This is a genomic window from Pedobacter sp. T50_32, assembly GCF_057652195.1.
In genome coordinates this window covers 490313-512366 of the sequence record NZ_JBYFBY010000002.1, presented here as the reverse complement: position 1 = coordinate 512366, position 22054 = coordinate 490313, and the positions used below count along the sequence as shown (strand labels likewise).

Sequence of the window (22054 nt, the reverse complement as noted above, 5' to 3'; positions counted from 1 at the left end):
ATGAAAAACATCTTCCGTTTTAAACAATTTGAGATAGACCAAAGCAATTGCGCCATGAAAATTAATACCGATGGTGTGTTGCTGGGAGCAATGGCTGAACATAAAAATCCTAAACGAGTATTGGATATTGGCACGGGGACGGGAGTAATAGCCTTAATGTTGGCGCAACGCTTTCCAGAAGCGCAGGTTTATGCAGTAGAAATTGATGAGCAGGCGTCAGCAACTGCTGCTAGGAATTTTGAGGCTTCAGTTTTCAGTAAGCAGTTGTCGGTTCACAATCAAGCAATAGAACAGTATAGCAATCTAGAAAAATTCGATTTGATCGTAACTAATCCGCCGTTTTTTGTGAACGATTATAAAAATGCAGAACCAAAAAAGGAAATAGCGAGGCATGCTAGTCATACTTTTTTTGCCGAGTTGATTAAGAAAGTAAATGAATTGCTAAGTGATGATGGTTGTTTTTGGTTTGTCTTGCCAATTAAGCAAGCTGAAGAAGTAGTAGATAGAGGTGAAACATTGGGCTTGTTTGTGCAAAAAATAATCAAGTTGCATTCTGACGTTTCAAAGCCTGAATTTAGACGGATTGTTTGTTTAGGTAGAGAAAAGTTTGATCCGATAGAAGAAAATTTTATGATTTACGAAAGCGAGAAAAAATATACCAAAGCTTACGAGTTGTTGTTGAAGGATTTCTTTTTGGCGTATTAGGAAGCCTGGTCGTCATTGCGAGAAGGAACGACGAAGCAATCTTACAACTTTAGCGGGTTGTTTAATAGTTCGAGATTGCTTTCCCGAACGGTCGGGATAAACTGTGCCTCGCAATGACGATGTATTATTGGTAGTGTTTGAAACGGTCCTTTGTTAAATAAACGGGATTGGAGCGGCATACTTTTCACTTAATTGCTGTTCAGATCGCTTTAGTACCAAAGAAATAGATCCCTCGAAACTCGGGATGACAGGATGGCTAGCGAAAAGATATAGCGAAAAGCCCGACGGAATTAAAATAGTAGCAGTTAGCTGCTTTTCTAAAAAGAAGAATTGATAGTTTTGAGTGATTAAAGTCTCCAATCTCACATCTCAATACCCATATCTAAAAAAGAATGAAAAAAATAGGTTTAATATCTGATACGCATGGCTATTTGGACGATGCGGTTTTTAAATATTTTGATGATAGGGATGAGATTTGGCATGCTGGAGATTTTGGGCCAGGTGTAATTGAGCCTTTGGCTGCCTTTAAACCACTAGTTGGTGTGTACGGAAACATTGATGGTGCAGATATTAGAGCTCAATTTCCGGAGCATAATCGATTTAGTTGTGAAGGAGTGGATGTTTGGATGACTCATATAGGCGGTTATCCGGATAGATATGCTCCTCAAGTTAAGAAAGAAATTTACACTAAGCCTCCGCAACTTTTTATTTCTGGACATTCGCATATTTTGAAAGTTGTTTTCGATAAAAAAATACAATGTTTGCATATTAATCCCGGTGCGGCTGGAAAACACGGTTGGCACAAGAAAAGAACTTTGATTCGCTTTTGTATTTCCGAAGAAAAAATACATACCTTAGAGGCCATAGAATTAGGAGATAGATAACGTAAAAAGTACACTAAGTAAAATCATGTCGGGTATAAAAACATTAGGCCAATTTATTATTGAAAAGCAAGCGGATTTCCCGTATGCTAAAGGAGAGCTTTCTCGCTTGTTGAGAGATATTGGTATTGCCGCAAAAATTGTAAACCGCGAAGTAAACAAAGCAGGTTTGGTAGATATTTTAGGTGATGCAGATACGATCAATATTCAAGGTGAGGGGCAAAAGAAGCTTGATGTGTATGCCAACGATCAATTTATTTCGGCGCTGACGAGTGGTGGCGAGTGCTGTATTGTAGCTTCGGAAGAAGAAGATGATTTTGTACGTATCGATTCGCCTGTATCTAAAAATGCCCGTTATATTGTTTGTATCGATCCTTTAGATGGGTCGTCGAATATTGATATTAACGTGACTGTGGGCACCATTTTTTCTATTTATAGAAGAAAATCTACAGAAGGACCAGCGACTTTGGATGATGTTTTACAGAAAGGAACAGAGCAAGTGGCTGCAGGATACGTAATTTACGGTTCATCTACCATGATGGTTTATACTACTGGAAAAGGCGTAAACGGCTTTACTTTGGATCCTTCGATAGGGGAGTTCTGCTTGTCGCACCCGAATATGAAAATACCTGAAGATGGAGTAATCTACTCTATTAACGAAGGTAACTATGTTCATTTTCCAGAGGGAGTGAAGAAATACATTAAATATGCACAGGTGGAAGATGCGGCGACCAACCGACCTTATACATCTAGGTACATTGGTGCTATGGCTGCGGATATCCATAGAAGCTTGATTAAAGGTGGTATTTATATTTACCCAACAACATCGGCCTCGCCAAAAGGAAAATTACGTTTGTTGTACGAGTGCAACCCAATGGCTTTGATTATTGAGCAAGCTGGTGGTATTGCCACTGATGGTTTGAATAGGATTTTAGATATAGAACCAACTGAATTACACCAACGTGTGGCTATTTTTGTGGGCTCGCCTAAAATGGTGAGAAAGGCAGAAGAGTTTATGGCAGAATTTTCTCCAGTGGAAAAACTGAAAGAGAAAGCGATTGAAATAAAATCAGCGTAAAAATTTCCGGTTAATTTAATTTTGAGAAGCGAGTGGAAACATTCGCTTTTTTGCTGTCCGTAATTTTATTGTTGATGTAGACTTTTTAATGTTTTAAACGGTAACTTAGTAAAAACTGATTATTAAAAATGAAAATTATGAAATCAAGATTTAAAGTGATGGCAGCTACAGTGCTTGCCCTTTTCGTTTCGGTAGGTGCAATGGCTCAAGATGCAAAACCTAAGGCTAGTCCTGCGGCAACAGCCACAGGAAAGATTGGTGCAGCAAATATTACCATTAATTATAGCAGTCCGGCGGTAAAAGGTCGTAAAATTTGGGGTGGCTTAGAGGCTTACGACAAAGTTTGGCGTGCAGGTGCTAATGAGGCAACCACTTTTGAAACCGACAAAGACATTAAAGTAGAAGGTAAAAACTTACCTGCCGGAAAATACAGTTTCTTTTTAATACCAAGAGAAAGCGGTACATGGACGGCTATTTTTAACAAAGAGCCTAAACAATGGGGTGCTGGTAAATATGATGAGACTAAGGATGCCTTACGTGTTGATGTTAAATCAAAAGCTTTGGCAGAAACACAAGAGAGATTAGTTTACAATGTTACTGGTAAAGGTTTTTCTCTGAACTGGGATAAGGTTTCTGTGCCGGTTAGCGTTAAATAATTATTAATCACGTCATTTCGACGAGAAACGAGGAGAAATCTGTTAAATAGGAGTACTTAGCTAACAGATTTCTCTCTGCGTTCGAAATGACGATAGGAGTGTTATAGAACCCTATGTTACAATAGCTTACTAGAACTCGAATTTCTTTCAGCTTCAAAAGGAGCATCAATTACCCAATTTGCTTTATCTTGTGATGCAGCTACAGCTAACCTATCGCAGCGCTCATTTTCGGGATGTTCATTGTGGCCTTTAATCCATTTGAATTTAACGTTGTGTAACTTGTGCTGTTGTAGGTATTGCAACCACAAATCTTTGTTTTTCTTATCTTTAAAGCCTTTTTGTACCCAACCGAATACCCATCCTTTTTCTACAGAATCTACTACATATTTGCTGTCTGAAAAAACAACTACATCTTGACCAGGTGTTTTTAAAGCTTTTAGTGCAACAATAACAGCTAGAAGCTCCATTCGGTTATTGGTAGTCATCCTAAAACCACCGCTTAATTCTTTATAGTGTTTGCCTGAACGTAAAATTACGCCATAACCTCCAGGTCCTGGGTTTCCGCTTGCTGCTCCGTCTGTGTAAATTTCTATCATAAACACTGTAAAACTATGCTTTATTAACGGAAATCAAACTTGATGTTGAAATTTTCTATTTAGAAGCGGCTTTCTAGGATGATCATAATTAGAAGTGTTAAACAAAATCTGTTTAACACTTCAGGTTGTAATCTGTATCTTCGTACCATGAAAAAAATCTTATTAATATTTGCATTTGCTGCTTTTTGTTCTGTTGCTAGAAGCCAAAACAATGTTTCTATAAAAGAGGTAGTTAATCACGTTGGTAAAGAAGTTACTTTATGTGATTCTGTTCATAGTGCTAGATCTATGGAAAGCCTTAGTTTACTAAACTTAGGTGGTAAATTTCCTAAAGAAGTGATTACAGTTGTGGTATTTAAATCTGATAGGGATAAATTTGAAAAAGAACCTGTAACGCTCTTCGAAAACAAACGAATTTGTGTAACTGGCAAAGTAACTTTGTACAAGGAAAAGCTACAAATTGTAGTGAACGACCCAAAGCAGATCAAGCTGAACTAAAAACTGATATTCACGTTTTCTTTATCTGGTTTTTGCTCTCTGAACGGCATATAGGCCAATGATTACCAAAATTACCCCTGTAAGTGTATATAGGGTTAATGGTTCTTTCATTAATACAGAGGCAATAGCAAATCCGGTAACTGGGCATAAAAATAGCCAGGCAGATGCTTTGGTGGGATTGTCTTTTAGTAGCGACATCCAAAGTAAAGAAGCGACGATGGAGGCTGGAATGGCCAACCAAATTACCGATCCAAAGAATGAAAAGTTGAATACATTTGCTTGGGGTTGGTAAAGATAGAACGCAAAGGGGAGCAGCAGAAGGCAGCCGAACATGGTTTGCCAGCCATTAATGGTTAAAATATGCAAGCCTTCCCAGTTTTGTCGAGAAAAATAGATGGCACCGGCAGAATACGAAATGTTACAGAACAATAATAAAAGCAATCCTGTTGGGCTAGCGTAACTGCCGCCAAGTAATGGATAAGCAGCAATTAACATTCCGCTCATGCACAGCACAAAACTTAAAACAGTAACAAGTCTTAAGGGTTGTCTAAAGTATAATGTACTAATGAGCATAATCAGAACGGGATTAATAGCAATAAACAATGAACCCAATCCGGCTGAAACATGTTGCATTGCCCATACATAAAGCCCCAAATATAGTCCTACATTTAGAAAGCCGTAAGTAGCAATTTTTATCCAAACTGCTTTTCCCTTAGGTAATGCTTGTTTCATGAATACATGCGATATACCTAACATGATAGCGGTAGCTAATATAAACCGCGGTATAGAAAGCACTAAAGGTTGAACTACCTTAAGCCCAATTTTGGTTGCCGATGAGGCTGATGACCAAAAAATCACGAAAATAATGCCGTAAATAAAGTTGAGCAGATTTTTAGGTATACTACTCATTTTCATGATATGCTTCCATTTTATTGCAAAGTTAAGGATATTAGAAATGAGTTAGGCTCAAAGATTTTTAAGAAAATGTTTTGCACAAAAAAAGTGCAGCTTGTTCACTGCACTTTCAATTGTTTATTCTTTGTGTTTCTTATCGGTCGCAATCGGCTGTCCAAACAGCATCACCGTTAGTAAAGGCGATATTTAAGGTGCCAGCGGTAATTCTTATATACTTAGCTTCATCATTACCTATAGAAACTGCCTCATTTTCATCTCTCTTAAATTCAACTCCATTCAAATCAGGAATTCCATCAGAGAACTTAAAATCGTAGTTGTTTCCAGTTTTTATCACGGTTACTTTTCCAGTCTCGGTACTTATAGATGTTGAGCCGCTTCTGTAGCTAATGGTACCGTTATAGGTTCCTACAAATAGATCATTATCTGCTGGATCATCATCTTTACTGCAAGCTAAGAAAAGGAGAGGCATCATTAATAAGACGGCTAAAAATTTAATTTGAATTTTCATAATGTTCTATTCTAAAATTGTTAGCTAGTAACATTTATGCAACAAATATGGTTTTTGAGCTTTTAAAAACAAGTATTTGCCATGCGTAAAATACGCTTAAACATTCGGCACCTTAACTTTAAAAATACTACCTTGACCTATAACAGAATCTATAGACATTTCTCCGCCTAATTCTTGTAATAGCTTTTTAACACTAGGCAAACCGAAACCATAACCTTTTTCGCCAATAGTGCCATCGCTACTTGCGGCAGAACCTTCTAATATTTCTTTGATCGCATTGTCACTTATGCCAGTGCCAGTATCTTGAACATCAAGCACCAGTGTCTTCTTATCGGTATCAAGTATTAGGTCTAATATAACGGTAATTCTCCCTTCATTAGGAGTGAACTTGATAGCATTAGAAATAATGTTTCCAGTGATTTGCAGTAACTTATCTTTTTTGATTTGAATGGTGTCAAATGCGATATTCGCCTGGACATCTAACTTTATTTGTTTGTTAAAAGCCTGCGGCTGATACAGTTTCTCTAGCTTTTCCTTGAAAATTAGCAAGGTAAATACTTCTGGCGCATAAACCGTGTCTTTTAGCGAGTTCTTTAAAATCTCATCAGCCAAATCTAGTACCGACTGACCGCTTTTGCCCATCATACCAACAATATTGTGCAGCTCCTCATTCGGGTACTCATCTTTATCGTTATTGATCATATCTGCTAAACCTATAATGCCAGCAATAGGGCCCCGAATATCGTGTGCAACTTTTTTATAGGTTTCATTTTGGTTTGCTAATTTTTTCTCAAGCGATTTAATCGCTTGCGTATCATTAATCCTAGTGATGACTTGCTTCGCTATAATTTTAAGCTGGTCAATTTTATCCTTCGAAAGCTTATGGTAATTAGTATCTAAAACGCAAAGCGAACCAATATTATAGCCACTACTGGTTTTTAGTGGGATACCCAAATAATACCGCAAGTTCATAGGTTCATCGGCAATTCCTTTGCCATCAAACCTTCTATCTTTCGAAAGGTCTTCAATTTCTAGATGATCCTCTTCCATTATCGTATACTGACAAACAGTGTCGTCGATTGGCGTTTGGTAAATTTCTAAGCCAAATCTCGAAACAATCCACTGTGTGTAGGAATCAATAAAAGAAATTAAGGACATTTCTGTTCCCGTAACTTTTGCGGCTAAATAGCTTAGATCTTCGAAGCTGTTGTTTAGGTTTACATAATCTAAATCGAGTTCAAAAAGAGTTGCTAATCTTTCTGTTTCATTTGCTGGGATGGGACGAGTACTTTGCACAGGCTTGATATTTAGTTTCTGCAATGATATCTACACAAAAATAAAGGTAGTAGACCCAAACTACAACTTTTAGGAGAGCTATTTTCTTTTTTTGACGTATTTTTAAAGCTTTATTTACATTATGGAAGTTATTACATGCGCTTGTTGCTCTGGTAAATCTTATATCGAATGTTGCCAACCTTTTCACTTAAAATCTACTGTGGCGCCAAGTCCCGAGCATTTAATGCGTTCTAGGTACGCTGCTTATGCGCTTCACCTTACCGATTATCTTTGGGAAACTACGCATCCTGCCAAAAGACATTTATACATCAAGGCTGATATTGAACAGTGGGCAAAAGCTAACCATTGGCTTAAATTGGAAATTATCTTGGCAAAAGGCGATATTGTAGAATTTAAAGCTTTTTATCAAAACAAATTAAAGGAGTATGTTCATCATGAGAAATCAATCTTTAAAAAAGATGGAGGCAAATGGTTCTATTTTTCCGGGGAACATTTTTAAAAATTTATATCACAATTACAGTTCTTTCTTGTTTAACCCGTAATGAAAAACTTCATCTTTTTATTTAGCGTATTACTCCTAATTTCTGCTCAAAATATAAATGCCCAAACGAAGGATAGTCTTTCCAAAGTTGCCTTAGATAGTGTGGTGATTAATGCTTACGGCGGTAAAAATTTACTTTCTACTCCAGCGGCAATCAATAAAATTGGTCAAAATGAGTTGATGCGATATGCTGATATCAATATTTTACAGGCCGTAAATGCTACACCTGGAGTGAGAATGGAAGAACGCTCGCCTGGTAGTTATCGCTTAAATATTAGAGGTAGTTCGGTCCGTAGTCCTTACGGTGTGCGCAACGTTAAAATTTACTACGATAACATACCTTTCACTGCGCCTGGAGGCAATAGTATGCTGAATATGCTTGGTTTTTTTAACGTGGGAGGGATGGAAATCATCAAAGGTCCGGGCAGTAGTTTGTATGGCGCAGGAACGGGAGGGGTGGTCCTTTTCGAAGCACCAACGGTTGCAGATGCTACTAGGATTGATGGACAGTTTAGCGTCGGCGGTTTTGGTGCATTAAACTACCATCTTAAGTTGCAGTTACCTAAACATACTCTCGGTTATGAAGAGACAAGTGCCGATGGTTATCGTGAGCATACAGCCATGAAACGTAGGTTGGCCAGTTATCAAACGCAGTTGAAAACCTTTGCTACTGGGCAGTTAAATGTGTATTTTATTTATAGCGATTTAAATTATCAAACCCCAGGAGCATTAACTTTGACTGAGTTTCAAGCAAATCCACGACAGGCACGACCAAGTGTAGGTGCTAACCAAGGGGCAGTTTTAGCAAATGCAAGCATTCATCAGCAAGCTGCCTTACTAGGTTTAACCCATCGTTATTCATTCTCTCCGAAATTAAATAATACTACAAGTTTATACGGTTTTTACAACGAAACGGAAAATCCTGCTATACAAAATTACGAGCTGAGAAAAGAACCTCACTGGGGCGGAAGAACAACCTTTGCCTATGGAATTAAAGATTTTACCTTGAATTTTGGTGGTGAGTTCCAATCTGGTGATTTTGCTTCTAGAACCTACAGGAATTTACAAGGTACGAGGGGGAGTCAAGTTACAGACGATGAGCAAAATTTGTGGCAATTAATGGGTTTTGTGCAGTTGAATTGGCAGTTGAAGAATTGGCTATTTACTGCGGGAGCTAGCATTAATCATTTCTCAATAGATTTTTTGAGAGCAAGCGAAACACCAAATATCAACGCCAGCAAATCTTTTTCTGGACAGATACAGCCTCGTTTTGCGGCTTTGTATAGACTTAGTGAAACTTTTTCTGCTTACGTTAATGCCGCTAGAGGTTTTTCACCACCTGCAAGTAGTGAAATTTTCGCCGATAACAATACTTATAACTTAGCATTGGAGGCCGAAAATGGATGGAATATAGAACTTGGATTTCGAGGTGGTTTTTTTAATGAAAGACTTTTTGTTGATGCAAGCTATTTTCACACCTTGCTAAGCAATAGCATAGTAACAAGGAGGGATGCTGCGGGTGCAAATTATTTCCTTAATGCAGGAAAATCAAAACAACAAGGTGTAGAAGCTAACTTATCGTACCAGCTCATTCCAAAAGGAAAGCTATTGTCGGTTCTGGTTCAGGGAGTGTATGCTTACCACAATTTTAAATATGATGATTTTGTCCAGTTAGATCAAGACTTTTCTGGTAACCAATTGCCAGGGGTTGCGCCACATAATTATACCTTAATGGCTGATGTTGCGGCTCGTAGTGGATTATTTGCATTTCTAAGTTACAACCACAGCTCAAAAATTGCACTAAATGATGCTAACACGCAATATGCAGATGGTTTTCAACTGGTTTCTTTAAAGTTGGGTTATCAAAAGCAAATAAAAAATATTCCGTTTCAAGTTTTCGCAGGGGCGGATAACCTACTTGATCAAACATACAGCTTAGGTAACGATATCAATGGATTTGGTGGAAGGTATTACAACTTGGCTCCAAGGCGCAGTTTTTACTTGGGGTTAAAGTTGCGGTGGATGAAATAGGAGCTCACACAAATTGCAATCCAGCTGACAACGCTAACATTACGCAGATTTGTCCAACTTCTGTGATCATCTTAAATCTGCGGGAAGCTTGCACGCCCTACTAAAAACTCTTCTTCACCTTCGGATCAGTCAAAATCACATAATCACCCAAGTTTTTGTGTTTCTCCCAATCAGGGTTAACGAAATCCTCAGCAGCGAAAGCGGCAATATTTAATGTCTTCAACTTTGGGGCAATTTTTTTTAGCTGTGCGTAGGTTCCCAGCTTTTCATCGCTATGGAAACGCCCATTTACCTGAAAAATCTTTTTGCCTTTGTTATCCTTCGCAAATTTGGCAATAGACCAAGCCATTGTAGCATCCCAGAAATTTTGGGTTTGATAAACTTTCATTCCTCCCATACCGTGTCCGCCTAACAAACCGATAAACTTATCATAATATCTGCCTGTTAAGGTATCAATGGTGCTTGGTGGCAAAAACTGCTTAGAGGTTTCAGGTAATTTTGCTAATACTTCCAGCCCGTTTTTAGTGACAGAGTTGCTGTATCTAGCGGCTGCATTTCCACCAACAACGGCAATGCCTTCTGTTTTCGCAAATTCAATCATTGGCTTATAATCCTTGTAGTTGTTCCAAGCTCTAGCTTCCTTTATGAAGTTTTTTTCAGTGATAATCCCTGCTAAATATTCATTAATCACAGGTTGTACATCCGTATGGAACATCTCTAAAGTTAAGCCAACTTTGTTATTATAGGCAGCGGCTAATTTTTTAAATAAACTCACCTCAAGGTAATGTCCAATCGAATCATTATGTTCTTCACCAAAGAAAAGTACATCAACATTTGCCATATCAGCAACAATATCATCTAAGCTAATTGTCTTTTGTTTCTTTACATCGTAAACTTTAAAATGCTGGCTAACATCTTGTGATTTGACAAGAAATGGTAGTAAGATAAAAGCTAGTAAGGTTAATATTTTCATAATTGGTTAAGGTTTTACCGATCGAATTCAAATTAACGAAAATTTTTACCGATAAATTAATGCATTTTACCGATAATTGGATAGCAAATAGCGGTCTTATGTTGTACCGCCTTAATAGTAGAGATACTTTTGGGCATATCAAAAAACATAAGACAATGGAAAATATAAATAATAAAGAAATGGTTAATCGCTCGGGAAAAGTTTGGGCCGGTCTAATTATAGTTGGTATTGGAGCTCTTTTATTACTTAGAAACTTTGGTTTGGGTTTACCTTACTGGGTTTTCAATTGGAGTAATTGGCTAATCGTAATTGGTCTTTTTGTAGGTGCCCGTAACAATTTTAGAAATAGTGGCTGGTTTGTATTGGTATTAATAGGTTCCTATTTCACTTTGGAGGATATTTTTAGAGGATATGATATGTCGAATGTCGTTTTCCCAATAATGTTGTTGGCACTAGGTCTGTTTCTTATCTTAAAACCTAAAAATACCAGCGGTTATAAAAAGAACAAGCATAAGTTTAAGGATGGTCGCTACAACAAATTTGAGGATGTAAATACTTTAGGTCAAGATCCTAATGCAGCAACAGCTGATGCAAATGCAAATTTTAACGCCAACGACTATGTTGATTCCGTAAACGTGTTTGGAGGTAGCAATCAGGTAATCTACTCGAAAAATCTTAAAGGAGGTGAAATAACCGCTGTTTTTGGAGGTGGAGATATCAATTTAACTCAAGCAGATTTCGATGGTCAAGTGATATTAGATGTTACTGCGATATTTGGTGGTGTAAAAATTGTAGTGCCAGCAACTTGGCAAATTAAATCGGAAGTTACTGCCATATTTGGCGGTGTAGACGATAAACGACCTATTTATCCGGCAGGTGAGCAGGCAAGCAAATTGGTAATTATAAGAGGTACGGTGCTGTTTGGAGGCGTAGAGTTTAAGAGTTATTAATCTTTTTTTCTAACCTTAAAACTAGACGCTTTGACAACCACACCACTTTCAAAACCGCAGATCAGGAATATAGCAAGCATTATTTTAATATGCTGGCAAATAGCTTGTGCTGCGGTTTTATATTTCTTCTTCAATTTTTCGTGGCAAATTGCCATTACAGACAGTATCATCAGTAATTCGTTTCTCGCCATAGGATGTATTATCGTCAGCAATATGTTGGGCTTTTATCAGCCTAAAAACGAAAAACTGCTCTACGTTTTGCTCGTAACTTTGGTAGTTTCGGCAGCTGTTGTAATAGCTGCTAAATACTGCTTAAGCTTCCTTTTTACCAATCAAACTAGTTATATCGCTTTTTTAGATTTATCAGATATTTTTAAAGCTGCAGTATCATTTATATGCTTAGGCTGGTGCGCTTTGGCAAACATTCTTTGGTATCGATTGGAAGAACAGTCAGAAATGCAGGCAAGGATGTTGGCTACCCAAAATTTGGCCAAAGAGGCCGAACTGAATAAGCTTCGCCACCAACTACAGCCACACTTTCTGTTCAACAGCTTAAATTCTGTTTACGCACTAACTATCGTAAATCCAACAGAAGCTGGAACCATGATTACTAAGCTAGCAGCCTTTTTACGCGGTACGCTCAAACGCGACGATGAAGTTTGGGTAAGCGTAGCTGATGAAATGGAGTACATTCAACTTTATTTAGATATCGAAAAAGTACGATTTAGCCACAGGTTAAGTGTAGCTGTAAACATTGCCGAAGAAACCATGAAGCTACATTTGCCTGGAACCTTATTACAGCCAATCGTCGAAAATGCGATCAAATTCGGTTTGTACAATACCTCAACTGCTATCACGATAACCCTCGATGTAAAGCTGGAAAACAACATTTTGGTGATTTGTGTAACCAATCCTTACGATCCTGAAATGAAAGCGTCCAAAGGTACTGGATTTGGGCTCTCGGCTATTAGACGAAGATTATATCTGCTTTTTGCTGATACCAGTTTACTACAAGCCGAGTCGCAAAATAACAATTTGTATATTACTACTCTTAAAATACCTCAAAAAGATGATCAAAACCATACTAATTGATGATGAAGCCCTAGCAAGAGATATCGTGAAGCATTATCTGAAGGCTTTTCCAAACATTCAAATAGTAGCAGAATGTAGCGATGGTTTTGAGGGGTTAAAGGCGATAGCCCAGCATCAGCCTGATTTAATTTTTTTGGATATACAAATGCCTAAAATCAGCGGATTTGAAATGTTGGAGTTGGTAGAGAAACGTCCGGCAGTGATATTTACTACCGCTTTTGATGAGTATGCGATTAAAGCCTTTGAGGTAAACGCAGTAGATTATCTGCTTAAACCCATAGAACAAACCCGTTTTGAGCAGGCTATGCAAAAAATGCCATCAAAATTGGCAAAAGGCGATGACAGTCAGGAGTTATTAGAAACAGCCTCTTTATCGCCAGCACAAAATAATAGGGTAGTGGTTAAAAATGCAGGTGTAATTAAGATTATTCCAGTAGATGCTATTCACTACCTCGAAGCAGATGATGATTACGTGAAACTGAGCACCACCGAAGGTAATTTCCAGAAAAACAAGACCATGAGTTTCTTTGAGCAAACGCTCGATAGCTCGCAGTTTATTCGTATCCATCGTTCTTATATCATCAATTTGGCGCAGGTAACCAAAATTGAGTTGAAAGAAAAAGAAAGTTATGTAGTCTTGCTGAAATCGGGGATTTGGTTGCCAGTAAGTAAAACAGGTTACGTTAAACTGAAAGCTGCTTTAGGGATTTAGAAAAGCAAATTTCTACCACTATTTTCGTTATTCCCGTTTTACGCTGCTATCGAGAAAATCGGTATACGCTGCAACCGGGTTTAGCTTACTCCTGTTTGTGCTGCGTATTAATGTTTTTGCCCCTCAATTAGCTTATTGCCGGTGTCAAACATGTGGCTAAAGCCTTAACTTGTTATTATACAAATCCGTCGGTTAAAACCGACGGCAATAAAGCTGAGGAACTCAGCGGATATATAAATTCAATAAGGATATTTTTATTGCCTTTGGCTTCAGCCAACGGAGCTTAAATAATTGATTATTTAATAATTTTTTTCAATCCCTAAAAAATTTCAGAACAATTTTAAACATGTCTTGTTAATGTAATAAATCAACTGAAAAATTAACAATTATTAAACATCAAAATCATGGGAAATCTATTATACGTAATTGCCGTAATCTTAGTAATTATTTGGGCAATTAGCTTTCTAGGAGGTTATTACACAGGCGGCATTATTCATGCGTTATTGGTAATAGCTATTGTTGCGATCTTATTGAGAGTAATAAGGGGAGCTGCATAAAACAGAAAAATTTGTAGTTAGTTAATAAATGGAGCTCGATAGGTTTAGGTCACCTATCGGGCTTTTTTGTGCAGAGGCTTTTGTGTGCTAAACCCGGTAGCAGCGGAAATATTTTTTGGTGCGTCATTTCGACGAAGAATGAGGAGAAATCTGTAGGTAAGTAGCACCTAAGTTACGGATTTCTCACATGCGTTCGAAATGACGGCGAAGTTGGTCAAAAAAGATTGTAGCGTATAACGGGACTGAATGAACCCAAGAATTATTATCTTTGCTTTTCTGAAAATAAAAACAATTAGCTGTTGCATTTTTGGAATAATCATTTTATATTTGCACCTCTATTTAAAAAATCTAGTTAAGATATTATATTGTTATGAAAAGAACTTTCCAACCTTCGCAAAGAAAGAGAAGAAACAAACATGGCTTCCGCGAAAGAATGGCTACAGCTAACGGTAGAAGAGTATTAGCTTCTCGCCGTGCAAAAGGAAGAAAAAGATTGTCAGTTTCTGACGAACGTCGTCACAAAGCATAATTTTTGATTGCCACCTGTTAAGGTGAGGGCAGCAATTAAATTCCTGCAATTAGCAATCAAAAAGATGAATAAATTTTTTAAAGAAGAGCGTTTATGTAGCAAAAAGTCATTAGACTTGCTATTTAAAAAAGGCTCTTCTTTTTTATTATATCCGTACCGGGCAACTTTTCTTTTCGATGCCCAAGCTCATAAATTTCCGGCTCAGGTAGTGATTAACGTAGCTAAAAAGCGCTACAAGCATGCCAACGACAGAAATTTAATTAAACGTCGCACTCGTGAAGCTTACCGCTTACAAAAGCAATCTGCTTTATACGATGCTTTAGCCAATAAAGAAGAGCTTTTACTTTTAGGTTTGCAATACGTGGGCAAAGAGATTTATCCTTATCCCTTTCTAGAAAAGCGCTTGGCTCAATTATTTAAAAAGCTATTAGCCCAAATTGGTAATGAAAGTAATTAAGGCTGTTCTTTCTTGGTTGTTTTTGGCTATCATTAAATTGTACCAATGGTTGTTATCTCCTCTGTTGGGTGCTAGTTGCAGGTATACACCAACTTGTTCGCAGTATGGGGTAGAGGCCATTAAAAAACATGGTCCTTTTAAAGGCGGCTGGTTAACCGTTAAGCGTATCGGTCGCTGTCATCCATGGGGTGGCCATGGGCATGATCCTGTTCCTTAGCTGGTTCGCAGAAATCAGTTGTCAGTTAACCAATATTCAACGTATATTTGCTACTCATGACAACAATACTTCAAATAGAAACAGCTACTCCAGTTTGTTCTGTAGCGATATCGGTAAACGGCGAAACTATAGCTTTAAAGGAAGAAAAAGCTCCAAATATTCACGCAGCTAGTTTAACGCTGTTTATAGATGAAGCGATGAAGATGGCCAATTTAACCTATGCTGATTTAGATGCAATTGCAGTAAGTAAAGGTCCAGGTTCTTACACAGGTTTACGTATTGGTGTTTCTACGGCTAAAGGTTTGTGTTTTGCATTGGATAAACCCTTAATTGCTATCAATACTTTGAAAATGATGGCTAATGGTTATTTGTTGCATCATCCTAATTTTGGTGGTTTGGTTTGTCCAATGATTGATGCCAGAAGGATGGAAGTGTTTACCGCGATTTTTGATCATCATTTGGCTGAAGTGGAAAATACCCACGCCAAAATTGTTGACGAAAAGAGTTTCTCGATAGAGTTGCAAAACCATTACGTGGCTTTTGTAGGTGATGGTGCTGAAAAATGTGCTGCTGTTATTGATGATCCTAATGCACACTTTAACTCGGAGAATTTCAATAGTGCAGGTAATATGAGCAATTTGGCTTTTGCGGCCTATCAAACACAGTCATTTGAAGATGTAGCTTATTTCGAGCCTTTTTATTTGAAAGATTTCGTTTTTACGATGCCTAAGAAAAAAGTCTAATCGAATTACATTTTTAGATTACGATTGTATAGGTTTGATTTTGAGTGAGATAATCTCTCCATTTGTAGGCTGCTAATTGCCGACTGTTAACTAAAAACTGCCAACTGAAACCTAAGTCTTTTTCTTTTTAAATATTCCAAAAATACGTCCGAAAAAACTCTGTCGATCTTTGCCGTCGCCTACGCCTGGCATCCAGCTCATATTCATTGGGTGCTCTACAATATAACCAATTTTGAAAGCCATTCCTAGGTAAACAGAGCCACGGTGATAGCCAGTTTCGCTAGCTTCACTACCACCAACAATATCTTTACCTGCATAATAGCTCTGTAGGATGTCATTTGTGCCCAAAAACATCTCAAAATTTGGTGTTTGGATCATGCCTTGCACACCAAGTCTAAAGTTTTTATCAGTATTATAGCTAGGTATGGCACTAAATGAAAATGTGCCAGATTTAACGGTATTCACAAAAGCGGCTTCTCCGTATTTATTGAATATGTTTTTAGTGATGACCAAGTTTGGTGTGTAAGGACCAAAAGTTTTGGAGATGAGAAAATCAGCTCTGCTGTTAATTGGAGTGATGAAGCGCTTTTGTTCTGTATTTCCTTTGGCAGCATCATCAAGTGCACGTTGCAGTTTGGTGTCTTCTTCTTCTCCAGGGTTTCCTACAAGCGGAACATTGGTTGCTGTGATGTCAAAAGAACCTGCATAGGAGTTTTTACCCCATCTAATGAAGCCCAGATCTTTTACATTAGCCATCATAAAAATCCCCGATTTGGTGGTGTAAGTAGTTCCCAAGGTTATTGATGCCCCTAAGTTCTTAAATGGAAGAGCACTCTTAAAATTAAACTCTCCGCCTTCTGGGTAATTTAACCTAAATTTTGCTGCCATATCAACGTCTATTGCAGCAGCCGTTACAGTTGCCGAAGATTTACTGGCGTTAAATTCCGCATAGCCAATACCACTTAGTAAACTAACTTTTGCTCCCAATGCCCATCTTTTGGTATAGTTTTCACGATAGGTGAAACTAAGTTGATGATAGGTTTGCAGCTTGCCGTTATTGTTGAATATGTTAGCTCTTGGAATGGTTGTGAATTGCTGAAAAGTGTCGTAAAATAAACCCCGACTAAGTTTTTCATCGTAGTCTATCTGGGTTTGAGATCTTATTTGCCAAGAAAAACCCATTTCGCTGTGATATTTATGATATTTGAATAGCCTGATTGCAAGTAGGTAAACGTTGATATCTTCACGCATAGTTTTAGGATCCGTAAATTCACCTAATCTTGTTTGGCTGTAACCACGTCTCACTAAGTTTTTGATCGCTTCGTTAGAATTCCCCTTGCTTAAACTGCTCAAATCCATGTAAGGAATAAGAAAGTTAGAAGCGAACTGCCTCGACGAATCTAAAACAAACGATTTTTGTGCAGGATTTTCGAAGGAGTCGAATAATGTTTTAGTGTTGAAAAGCGCATACTGCTGCGATTTGGCACTAAATGAAAATACAACAATAAGGAATACAAAGAGCAGCGTTCTCATGAAATTCTGTTGTTTAGCATACGGCCACTATAAAGAAACTAAGGTTTGTTTGTTAAGCTATCTATGTTAACTTTTGCCTGCTTTTTGAGCAGAAGTATGTTGCTCATAAACTTGCCATTATCTGCAGATAGCTGATAGCCAAATGCATTGTAGTCCTTAACGCCCTTTTCCGATTTATATTGTTTGTAGTAAGGTGCTTTCAAATTCCTGCCAAAAATATCATTGCTATTTTGGTGGTTGATATAAAAAGCTATAGTTGCCGAACTGCTTGTTTGATCTTTAAAACGAATGTAATTGTCGGTAGAAATTAATAAATGATCGTTTTTATAACTGTTCAGAAACACTTGGATGGTGCTAGCATAACTTGCAAAAACGAAATGGTTATCTATTACTGTATAAAAAGGACGTTCGAACTTTTTAAAAGGTTCTCCAAAGAAATTACCCATCAAATTAGGTTCCTTAAAAATGCGGATATCCGGTGCGTATTCACTGCTCAAATCCAAGAGTAGTTGGCTCAGTTTATCTCCGTTTTTCGTCGCTATGATACCTAATTTTTCGCCACTTTTAAGTTGCAACACGGCAAACTGTTTGTTAAAGTAGGCTGGGAATGTCTGATCAATATTAATACGATATTTATCGTTAATGGTTTTGTGCTGTTGCTCAATCTTTACGTCTTCCTTACGTTCTTTTTGCCAATTTTTAAGTGCTTTACTCCATTTCTGATAATCATCAATATTAAACAACGTATAATTGGCGGTTTGGTCTGGGAAAAGCTGATCTATTTCTATTTTCTGTTCCTTTTGATCTAGGAATAGGTTGAAGTAATTTTGGTCATCTTCAATTGCTGTATAACCATTTAGCAAAAACTTATCGCTACCAAAGTTATAGCTCAAAGATGCGTATGCATTTTGTTTATTGAATACGTTTAGCTCTCCAGTTAAATTGCTGTTTAATATGTTTTTTAATAAACTTGGAAGTTGATTGTAATTGATGAAAACGCTGGCTAATGTATTTTTGTTAAACCTATTATTCTGTTGAATGTATTCTTTGAAATCGTTTTTAAGTGTCTTTGTCTCCCCAATTTTTAGTAATGCTTCCTTACTGTTGGAAAGAAAGAAAGCTTGCTTAATAATGGTTAAGTAACATTGTGCACTGTCGCCAAAATTAATATGATAGAGATTGCCCTCTGGCTTTACAGTCGCATTAACTTGGTTAAGTATTTTGGCATCGAAATCTTTAGCCTTGGTTTGGGTAGCCAGAACAAAATCAACTTTGTTCGCATTTCCTGGTAAAAAGCCGATAATTACTCTTTCTTTTTCTATCAGTTGGTTTAAATTGGTATTACCCGCTAATGTTTCTTGTAGAATGCTTAACAAATTGCTTTTTTCCGAACCTAAAAGGTCTTTGGTTACTTCTTGTTTGCTGAGAATATCGTAAAAGCCTTTCTCATTATCGAAAGTAAATATGATTGGGGCATTGGCAGTTACCATATTAAGTGCACTATCTGAAGCACTACTTTCTTTATTTAGATTGGAAAAATAAAGATAGGCCATGCCAGTTACACCCAGCACCAATATGATTAATATGAAATAGATTTTTCTCATAACTTGATACAGCAAATTTAATTTAATTTTGCGATTAGTGAGATTATAGCGGCATTTTGTTAATTTAGCGTTATTTAATGCCGTTGCTAAATGAATAAAAGAATAATATTAACTGCTGCGTTTTTCGGAGCCCTAGCTGTGGTGCTTGGAGCATTCGGAGCACATGGTTTAAAAAGTATAGTTACCCCAAATCAATTGGAAATTTGGCAAAAAGGGGTAGAGTATCAGTTTTATCATACTTTTGCCATCCTCTATTTATCCACATTTGCTCGATATAAAAATAAGCTTATCGCTTTATCATTTTTGTTTTTCAGTTTAGGGATTGTTTTGTTTTCCGGGTCATTGTATTTATTAGCTATTAAAGATGCTTTTGAGCTTTCTTTTGCTCAATATTTAGGGCCAGTTACTCCAATTGGTGGCCTAGCTTTCATTTTAGGTTGGATTTGTTTGTTTTTGGCAGCATTTAGAGACAAGTAATGCATTTTGCGGAGTCGGATTTTCTGGAGCGGGAAACGCTATTTGTAGAGGTAATTTTACCGCTATCTCTTGCTATAAATTACACTTATCGAGTTCCTTTCGAACTTAGTAGTGCGGTTGCCGTAGGTAAAAGGGTGGTGGTGCAATTTGGCAAGCACAAAATTTACACGGCTTTGGTAAAAAGCATTGGTAAGACTCCGCCAGAGCATTACCAAGCAAAGTATATTATTGATGTCGTAGACGAACATCAGGTAGTTACAGAGAAGCAGTTTGAATTTTGGGATTGGATTACTTCTTACTACCTCTGCAATGAAGGCGATGTAATGTCGGCAGCGTTGCCAACTGGACTTAAATTAGCCAGCGAAACAGTACTATTGCTTAAAGATGAATTGCCAGATGATTTAAATTTAACAGAAAAAGAGCAGCTCATTTTTGAAGTTCTTCAAAAGCAGCACAGAATTAGTATTGATGAGGTAGCTAGTTTATTGGGACAGAAAACGGTTTATCCGTTGGTAAATTCACTTATTGCTAAAGAAATTATTGTAGCTGCCGAAGAAGTGGTAGACAAATATAAACCGCTGCTCAAATCTTTTGTAAAGCTCAATGTTTTTTACCACGAAGAGGAAAATTTAAGGCAGCTTTTTGGTCAATTAGAAAAAGCACCGAAGCAATTAGATGCTCTGCTCACTTATCTTAAATTAAGTAGGGACAAAGGTTTTGTTGCTAAAAATCAGATTTTAGAAGAAAGTGCAAGTGGACAAGCAGCTTTAAAGGCACTAACCGATAAAGATATTTTCCATATCGAAAAACGAGTTGTGAGTAGGTTAAGTAGCGATGGTGAGGTGTTCGATATCAACTTTGAACTTAGTGAACATCAAAAAGCTGCGTTTACTCAAGTTAAGCAACAGTTCGAAACTAAGGATGTAGTATTGTTACATGGTGTTACTGCAGCAGGCAAAACGCAGCTCTACATTAAGCTAATAGAAGAAGCTATTGCAGATGGTGGTCAAGTTTTGTTCTTACTGCCTGAAATTGCGCTGACAACGCAAATTGTAGAACGCATTAAACTCTACTTTGGTCATAAAATTGGTGTTTACCATTCAAAGTTTAACGACAATGAACGCGTAGAGATATGGAATAAAGTACTCAATGGTGCTTACCAGGTGGTTTTGGGAGCCAGATCTGCTGTGTTATTGCCATTCTCGGATCTAAAGTTAATTGTGGTGGATGAAGAGCATGAAAATTCTTACAAGCAATACGATCCAGCACCGCGTTATCAAGCTAGGGATGCAGCAATTTATTTAGCACATTTACACAAAGCGAAGGTAGTTTTAGGTTCGGCTACACCATCTCTAGAAAGTTATTATAATGCTAAAACCGATAAGTATGGTTTAGTAGAACTTAAAGAACGTTTTGGCGGTGTGCAATTGCCGTTACAAGAAGTGGTAAGCATTGCGGAAGAAACCAAACGCAAGAAAATGACTTCGTATTTTACTAGCGTGCTTGTAGACGATATTGCTGATGCTTTAGAGAAAAAGGAGCAGGTGATTCTGTTCCAAAACAGACGAGGTTACGCTACCATTTTAATTTGCGCAACTTGCGGATATGCGCCCAAGTGTGTTAACTGCGATGTAAGTTTAACTTTTCATAAATCTAGCGGCAAGTTGCATTGTCATTATTGTGGTTACCACCAAAGCAGTATCAATGTTTGTCCGGCTTGTGGCTCGGTGCATGTAGAGCAGAAAGGTTTTGGTACCGAACGTATTGAAGAAGAACTCAGTTTAATTTTTCCAGATGCTAAAATCGCCAGATTAGATTTAGATAGTACACGCACTAAAAACGGAATGCAGCAGATCATCAGCGATTTTCAAGAGAAGAAGAATGATATCTTGATAGGTACGCAAATGGTGGCCAAGGGCTTAGATTTTGAAAATGTGAGCTTGATAGGTGTAATCAACGCAGATACCCTACTTAATTTTCCAGATTTTAGAGCGTTTGAACGCAGCTATCAGTTGCTAGCTCAGGTTGCCGGTAGGGCCGGTAGACGAGATAAACAAGGCAAGGTTTGTATACAAGCTTATGCAGACGATCATCGTATCATTAAACAGGTTATAAATAATGATTACGAGCAAATGTACGCCGATGAGTTGGAAGAACGTAAACAATTCAATTATCCACCTTTTTCGCGTTTAATTTTCATCAATGTAAAACATAAGGATGCCAACGTGTTGAATGTAGCGGCACAAACTTTGGCTGCTAATTTAAAAGGACAGCTTGGTAAACGAGTTTTAGGTCCAGAACAACCGTTGGTAGCAAGGGTAAGGAACTACTACATCAAGCAAATCATTCTTAAAATAGAAAGAACGGCTGCTATGCAAAAGGTGAAGACAGTGCTGTTAGCTACCATTAGAGACTTTAATGCGCAAAAAGAATTTAGAAGCGTAATTACGCAGATTGATGTAGATCCGTATTAATTGGTTTACTTTTTGAATCGGTTAACTGTTT

24 protein-coding genes are annotated in these 22054 nt (G+C 37.6%); 17 read left to right on the top strand and 7 right to left on the bottom strand.

From position 1 onward, the window contains the following. The 4 genes from AC23ME_RS07635 to AC23ME_RS07620 all read left to right on the top strand — a co-directional run bounded on the left by AC23ME_RS07635 (window position 1) and on the right by AC23ME_RS07620 (window position 3320). Window positions 1–705, top strand: a complete 705-nt coding sequence (locus AC23ME_RS07635; protein ID WP_487727162.1) for a tRNA1(Val) (adenine(37)-N6)-methyltransferase — start codon at window positions 1–3, stop codon at window positions 703–705. Window positions 706–1097: 392 nt separating this feature from the next. After that, complete coding sequence (locus tag AC23ME_RS07630; protein ID WP_487727161.1) at window positions 1098–1589, top strand: metallophosphoesterase family protein; 492 nt, start codon at window positions 1098–1100, stop codon at window positions 1587–1589. A 25-nt stretch (window positions 1590–1614) separates the two neighbouring features. Next, window positions 1615–2664, top strand: coding sequence for a class 1 fructose-bisphosphatase (gene fbp, locus AC23ME_RS07625; protein WP_308848459.1), 1050 nt, complete (start codon window positions 1615–1617; stop codon window positions 2662–2664). A 137-nt stretch (window positions 2665–2801) separates the two neighbouring features. Next, window positions 2802–3320 (top strand): DUF2911 domain-containing protein, encoded by a 519-nt coding sequence (locus AC23ME_RS07620; RefSeq protein ID WP_487727160.1) that lies wholly within the window; start codon window positions 2802–2804, stop codon window positions 3318–3320. A 116-nt stretch (window positions 3321–3436) separates the two neighbouring features. On the opposite strand, the gene rnhA is transcribed toward AC23ME_RS07620, so the two are convergent. Next, window positions 3437–3916, bottom strand: a complete 480-nt coding sequence (gene rnhA / locus AC23ME_RS07615; RefSeq protein ID WP_487727159.1) for a ribonuclease HI — start codon at window positions 3914–3916, stop codon at window positions 3437–3439. Between the two features lie 147 nt (window positions 3917–4063). Between rnhA and AC23ME_RS07610 the strand changes: the two genes are divergently transcribed. After that, the gene (locus AC23ME_RS07610) at window positions 4064–4414 is read left to right on the top strand and encodes a hypothetical protein (RefSeq protein ID WP_487727158.1); all 351 of its coding nucleotides are present in this window, start codon (window positions 4064–4066) and stop codon (window positions 4412–4414) included. A gap of 21 nt (window positions 4415–4435) precedes the next feature. Here AC23ME_RS07610 and AC23ME_RS07605 read toward each other — a convergent pair whose 3' ends face one another. From AC23ME_RS07605 to AC23ME_RS07595, 3 genes are all read right to left on the bottom strand, one after another. Next, a complete protein-coding gene (locus AC23ME_RS07605) occupies window positions 4436–5329 on the bottom strand; it encodes a DMT family transporter (protein ID WP_487727157.1) in 894 nt (297 codons plus the stop codon). A gap of 133 nt (window positions 5330–5462) precedes the next feature. After that, the gene (locus AC23ME_RS07600; RefSeq protein WP_487727156.1) at window positions 5463–5837 is read right to left on the bottom strand and encodes a hypothetical protein; all 375 of its coding nucleotides are present in this window, start codon (window positions 5835–5837) and stop codon (window positions 5463–5465) included. Window positions 5838–5933: 96 nt separating this feature from the next. Beyond that, on the bottom strand, window positions 5934–7133 hold the full coding sequence (locus tag AC23ME_RS07595) for a GAF domain-containing sensor histidine kinase (RefSeq protein ID WP_487727155.1): 1200 nt from the start codon (window positions 7131–7133) through the stop codon (window positions 5934–5936). Between the two features lie 121 nt (window positions 7134–7254). Here AC23ME_RS07595 and AC23ME_RS07590 point away from each other — a divergent pair, with 121 nt between their 5' ends. Together AC23ME_RS07590 and AC23ME_RS07585 are read left to right on the top strand one after the other, a co-directional pair. Then, complete coding sequence (locus tag AC23ME_RS07590; protein ID WP_487727154.1) at window positions 7255–7632, top strand: YchJ family protein; 378 nt, start codon at window positions 7255–7257, stop codon at window positions 7630–7632. 42 nt (window positions 7633–7674) lie between these two features. Beyond that, a complete protein-coding gene (locus tag AC23ME_RS07585; RefSeq protein WP_487727153.1) occupies window positions 7675–9705 on the top strand; it encodes a TonB-dependent receptor family protein in 2031 nt (676 codons plus the stop codon). 100 nt (window positions 9706–9805) lie between these two features. On the opposite strand, the gene AC23ME_RS07580 is transcribed toward AC23ME_RS07585, so the two are convergent. Next, window positions 9806–10678, bottom strand: coding sequence for a ChaN family lipoprotein (locus AC23ME_RS07580; protein WP_487727152.1), 873 nt, complete (start codon window positions 10676–10678; stop codon window positions 9806–9808). A gap of 155 nt (window positions 10679–10833) precedes the next feature. On the opposite strand from AC23ME_RS07580, the gene AC23ME_RS07575 reads away from it, so the two are divergent. The 8 genes from AC23ME_RS07575 to tsaB all read left to right on the top strand — a co-directional run bounded on the left by AC23ME_RS07575 (window position 10834) and on the right by tsaB (window position 15935). Next, window positions 10834–11628 (top strand): LiaF transmembrane domain-containing protein, encoded by a 795-nt coding sequence (locus AC23ME_RS07575; protein WP_487727151.1) that lies wholly within the window; start codon window positions 10834–10836, stop codon window positions 11626–11628. 30 nt (window positions 11629–11658) lie between these two features. Then, window positions 11659–12720, top strand: a complete 1062-nt coding sequence (locus AC23ME_RS07570; protein WP_487727150.1) for a sensor histidine kinase — start codon at window positions 11659–11661, stop codon at window positions 12718–12720. Further along, entirely contained in the window at window positions 12698–13432 is a 735-nt protein-coding gene (locus AC23ME_RS07565; RefSeq protein ID WP_487727149.1) for a LytR/AlgR family response regulator transcription factor, read from the top strand. The genes AC23ME_RS07570 and AC23ME_RS07565 overlap by 23 nt, the downstream gene beginning before the upstream one ends. A gap of 404 nt (window positions 13433–13836) precedes the next feature. After that, window positions 13837–13989: a lmo0937 family membrane protein gene (locus AC23ME_RS07560; RefSeq protein ID WP_113635858.1), complete on the top strand. Its 153-nt coding sequence runs from the start codon at window positions 13837–13839 to the stop codon at window positions 13987–13989. A gap of 370 nt (window positions 13990–14359) precedes the next feature. After that, complete coding sequence (gene rpmH, locus AC23ME_RS07555) at window positions 14360–14518, top strand: 50S ribosomal protein L34 (RefSeq protein WP_055133745.1); 159 nt, start codon at window positions 14360–14362, stop codon at window positions 14516–14518. Window positions 14519–14582: 64 nt separating this feature from the next. Next, window positions 14583–14975, top strand: coding sequence for a ribonuclease P protein component (locus AC23ME_RS07550; protein WP_487727148.1), 393 nt, complete (start codon window positions 14583–14585; stop codon window positions 14973–14975). After that, the gene (gene yidD / locus AC23ME_RS07545; protein ID WP_487727147.1) at window positions 14962–15192 is read left to right on the top strand and encodes a membrane protein insertion efficiency factor YidD; all 231 of its coding nucleotides are present in this window, start codon (window positions 14962–14964) and stop codon (window positions 15190–15192) included. Before AC23ME_RS07550 ends, yidD begins: the two co-directional genes overlap by 14 nt. A gap of 56 nt (window positions 15193–15248) precedes the next feature. Next, window positions 15249–15935, top strand: a complete 687-nt coding sequence (gene tsaB, locus AC23ME_RS07540) for a tRNA (adenosine(37)-N6)-threonylcarbamoyltransferase complex dimerization subunit type 1 TsaB (protein WP_487727146.1) — start codon at window positions 15249–15251, stop codon at window positions 15933–15935. A 111-nt stretch (window positions 15936–16046) separates the two neighbouring features. Here the strand turns inward: tsaB and AC23ME_RS07535 are convergent, their stop codons facing one another. Then, a complete protein-coding gene (locus tag AC23ME_RS07535) occupies window positions 16047–17468 on the bottom strand; it encodes a DUF5723 family protein (protein ID WP_487727145.1) in 1422 nt (473 codons plus the stop codon). 38 nt (window positions 17469–17506) lie between these two features. Further along, a complete protein-coding gene (locus AC23ME_RS07530) occupies window positions 17507–19072 on the bottom strand; it encodes a hypothetical protein (RefSeq protein WP_487727144.1) in 1566 nt (521 codons plus the stop codon). Window positions 19073–19162: 90 nt separating this feature from the next. Between AC23ME_RS07530 and AC23ME_RS07525 the strand changes: the two genes are divergently transcribed. Continuing rightward, window positions 19163–19549, top strand: a complete 387-nt coding sequence (locus tag AC23ME_RS07525; protein ID WP_487727143.1) for a DUF423 domain-containing protein — start codon at window positions 19163–19165, stop codon at window positions 19547–19549. Further along, window positions 19549–22023: a replication restart helicase PriA gene (gene priA, locus AC23ME_RS07520; protein ID WP_487727142.1), complete on the top strand. Its 2475-nt coding sequence runs from the start codon at window positions 19549–19551 to the stop codon at window positions 22021–22023. The genes AC23ME_RS07525 and priA overlap by 1 nt, the downstream gene beginning before the upstream one ends. Window positions 22024–22054 lie beyond the last annotated feature (31 nt).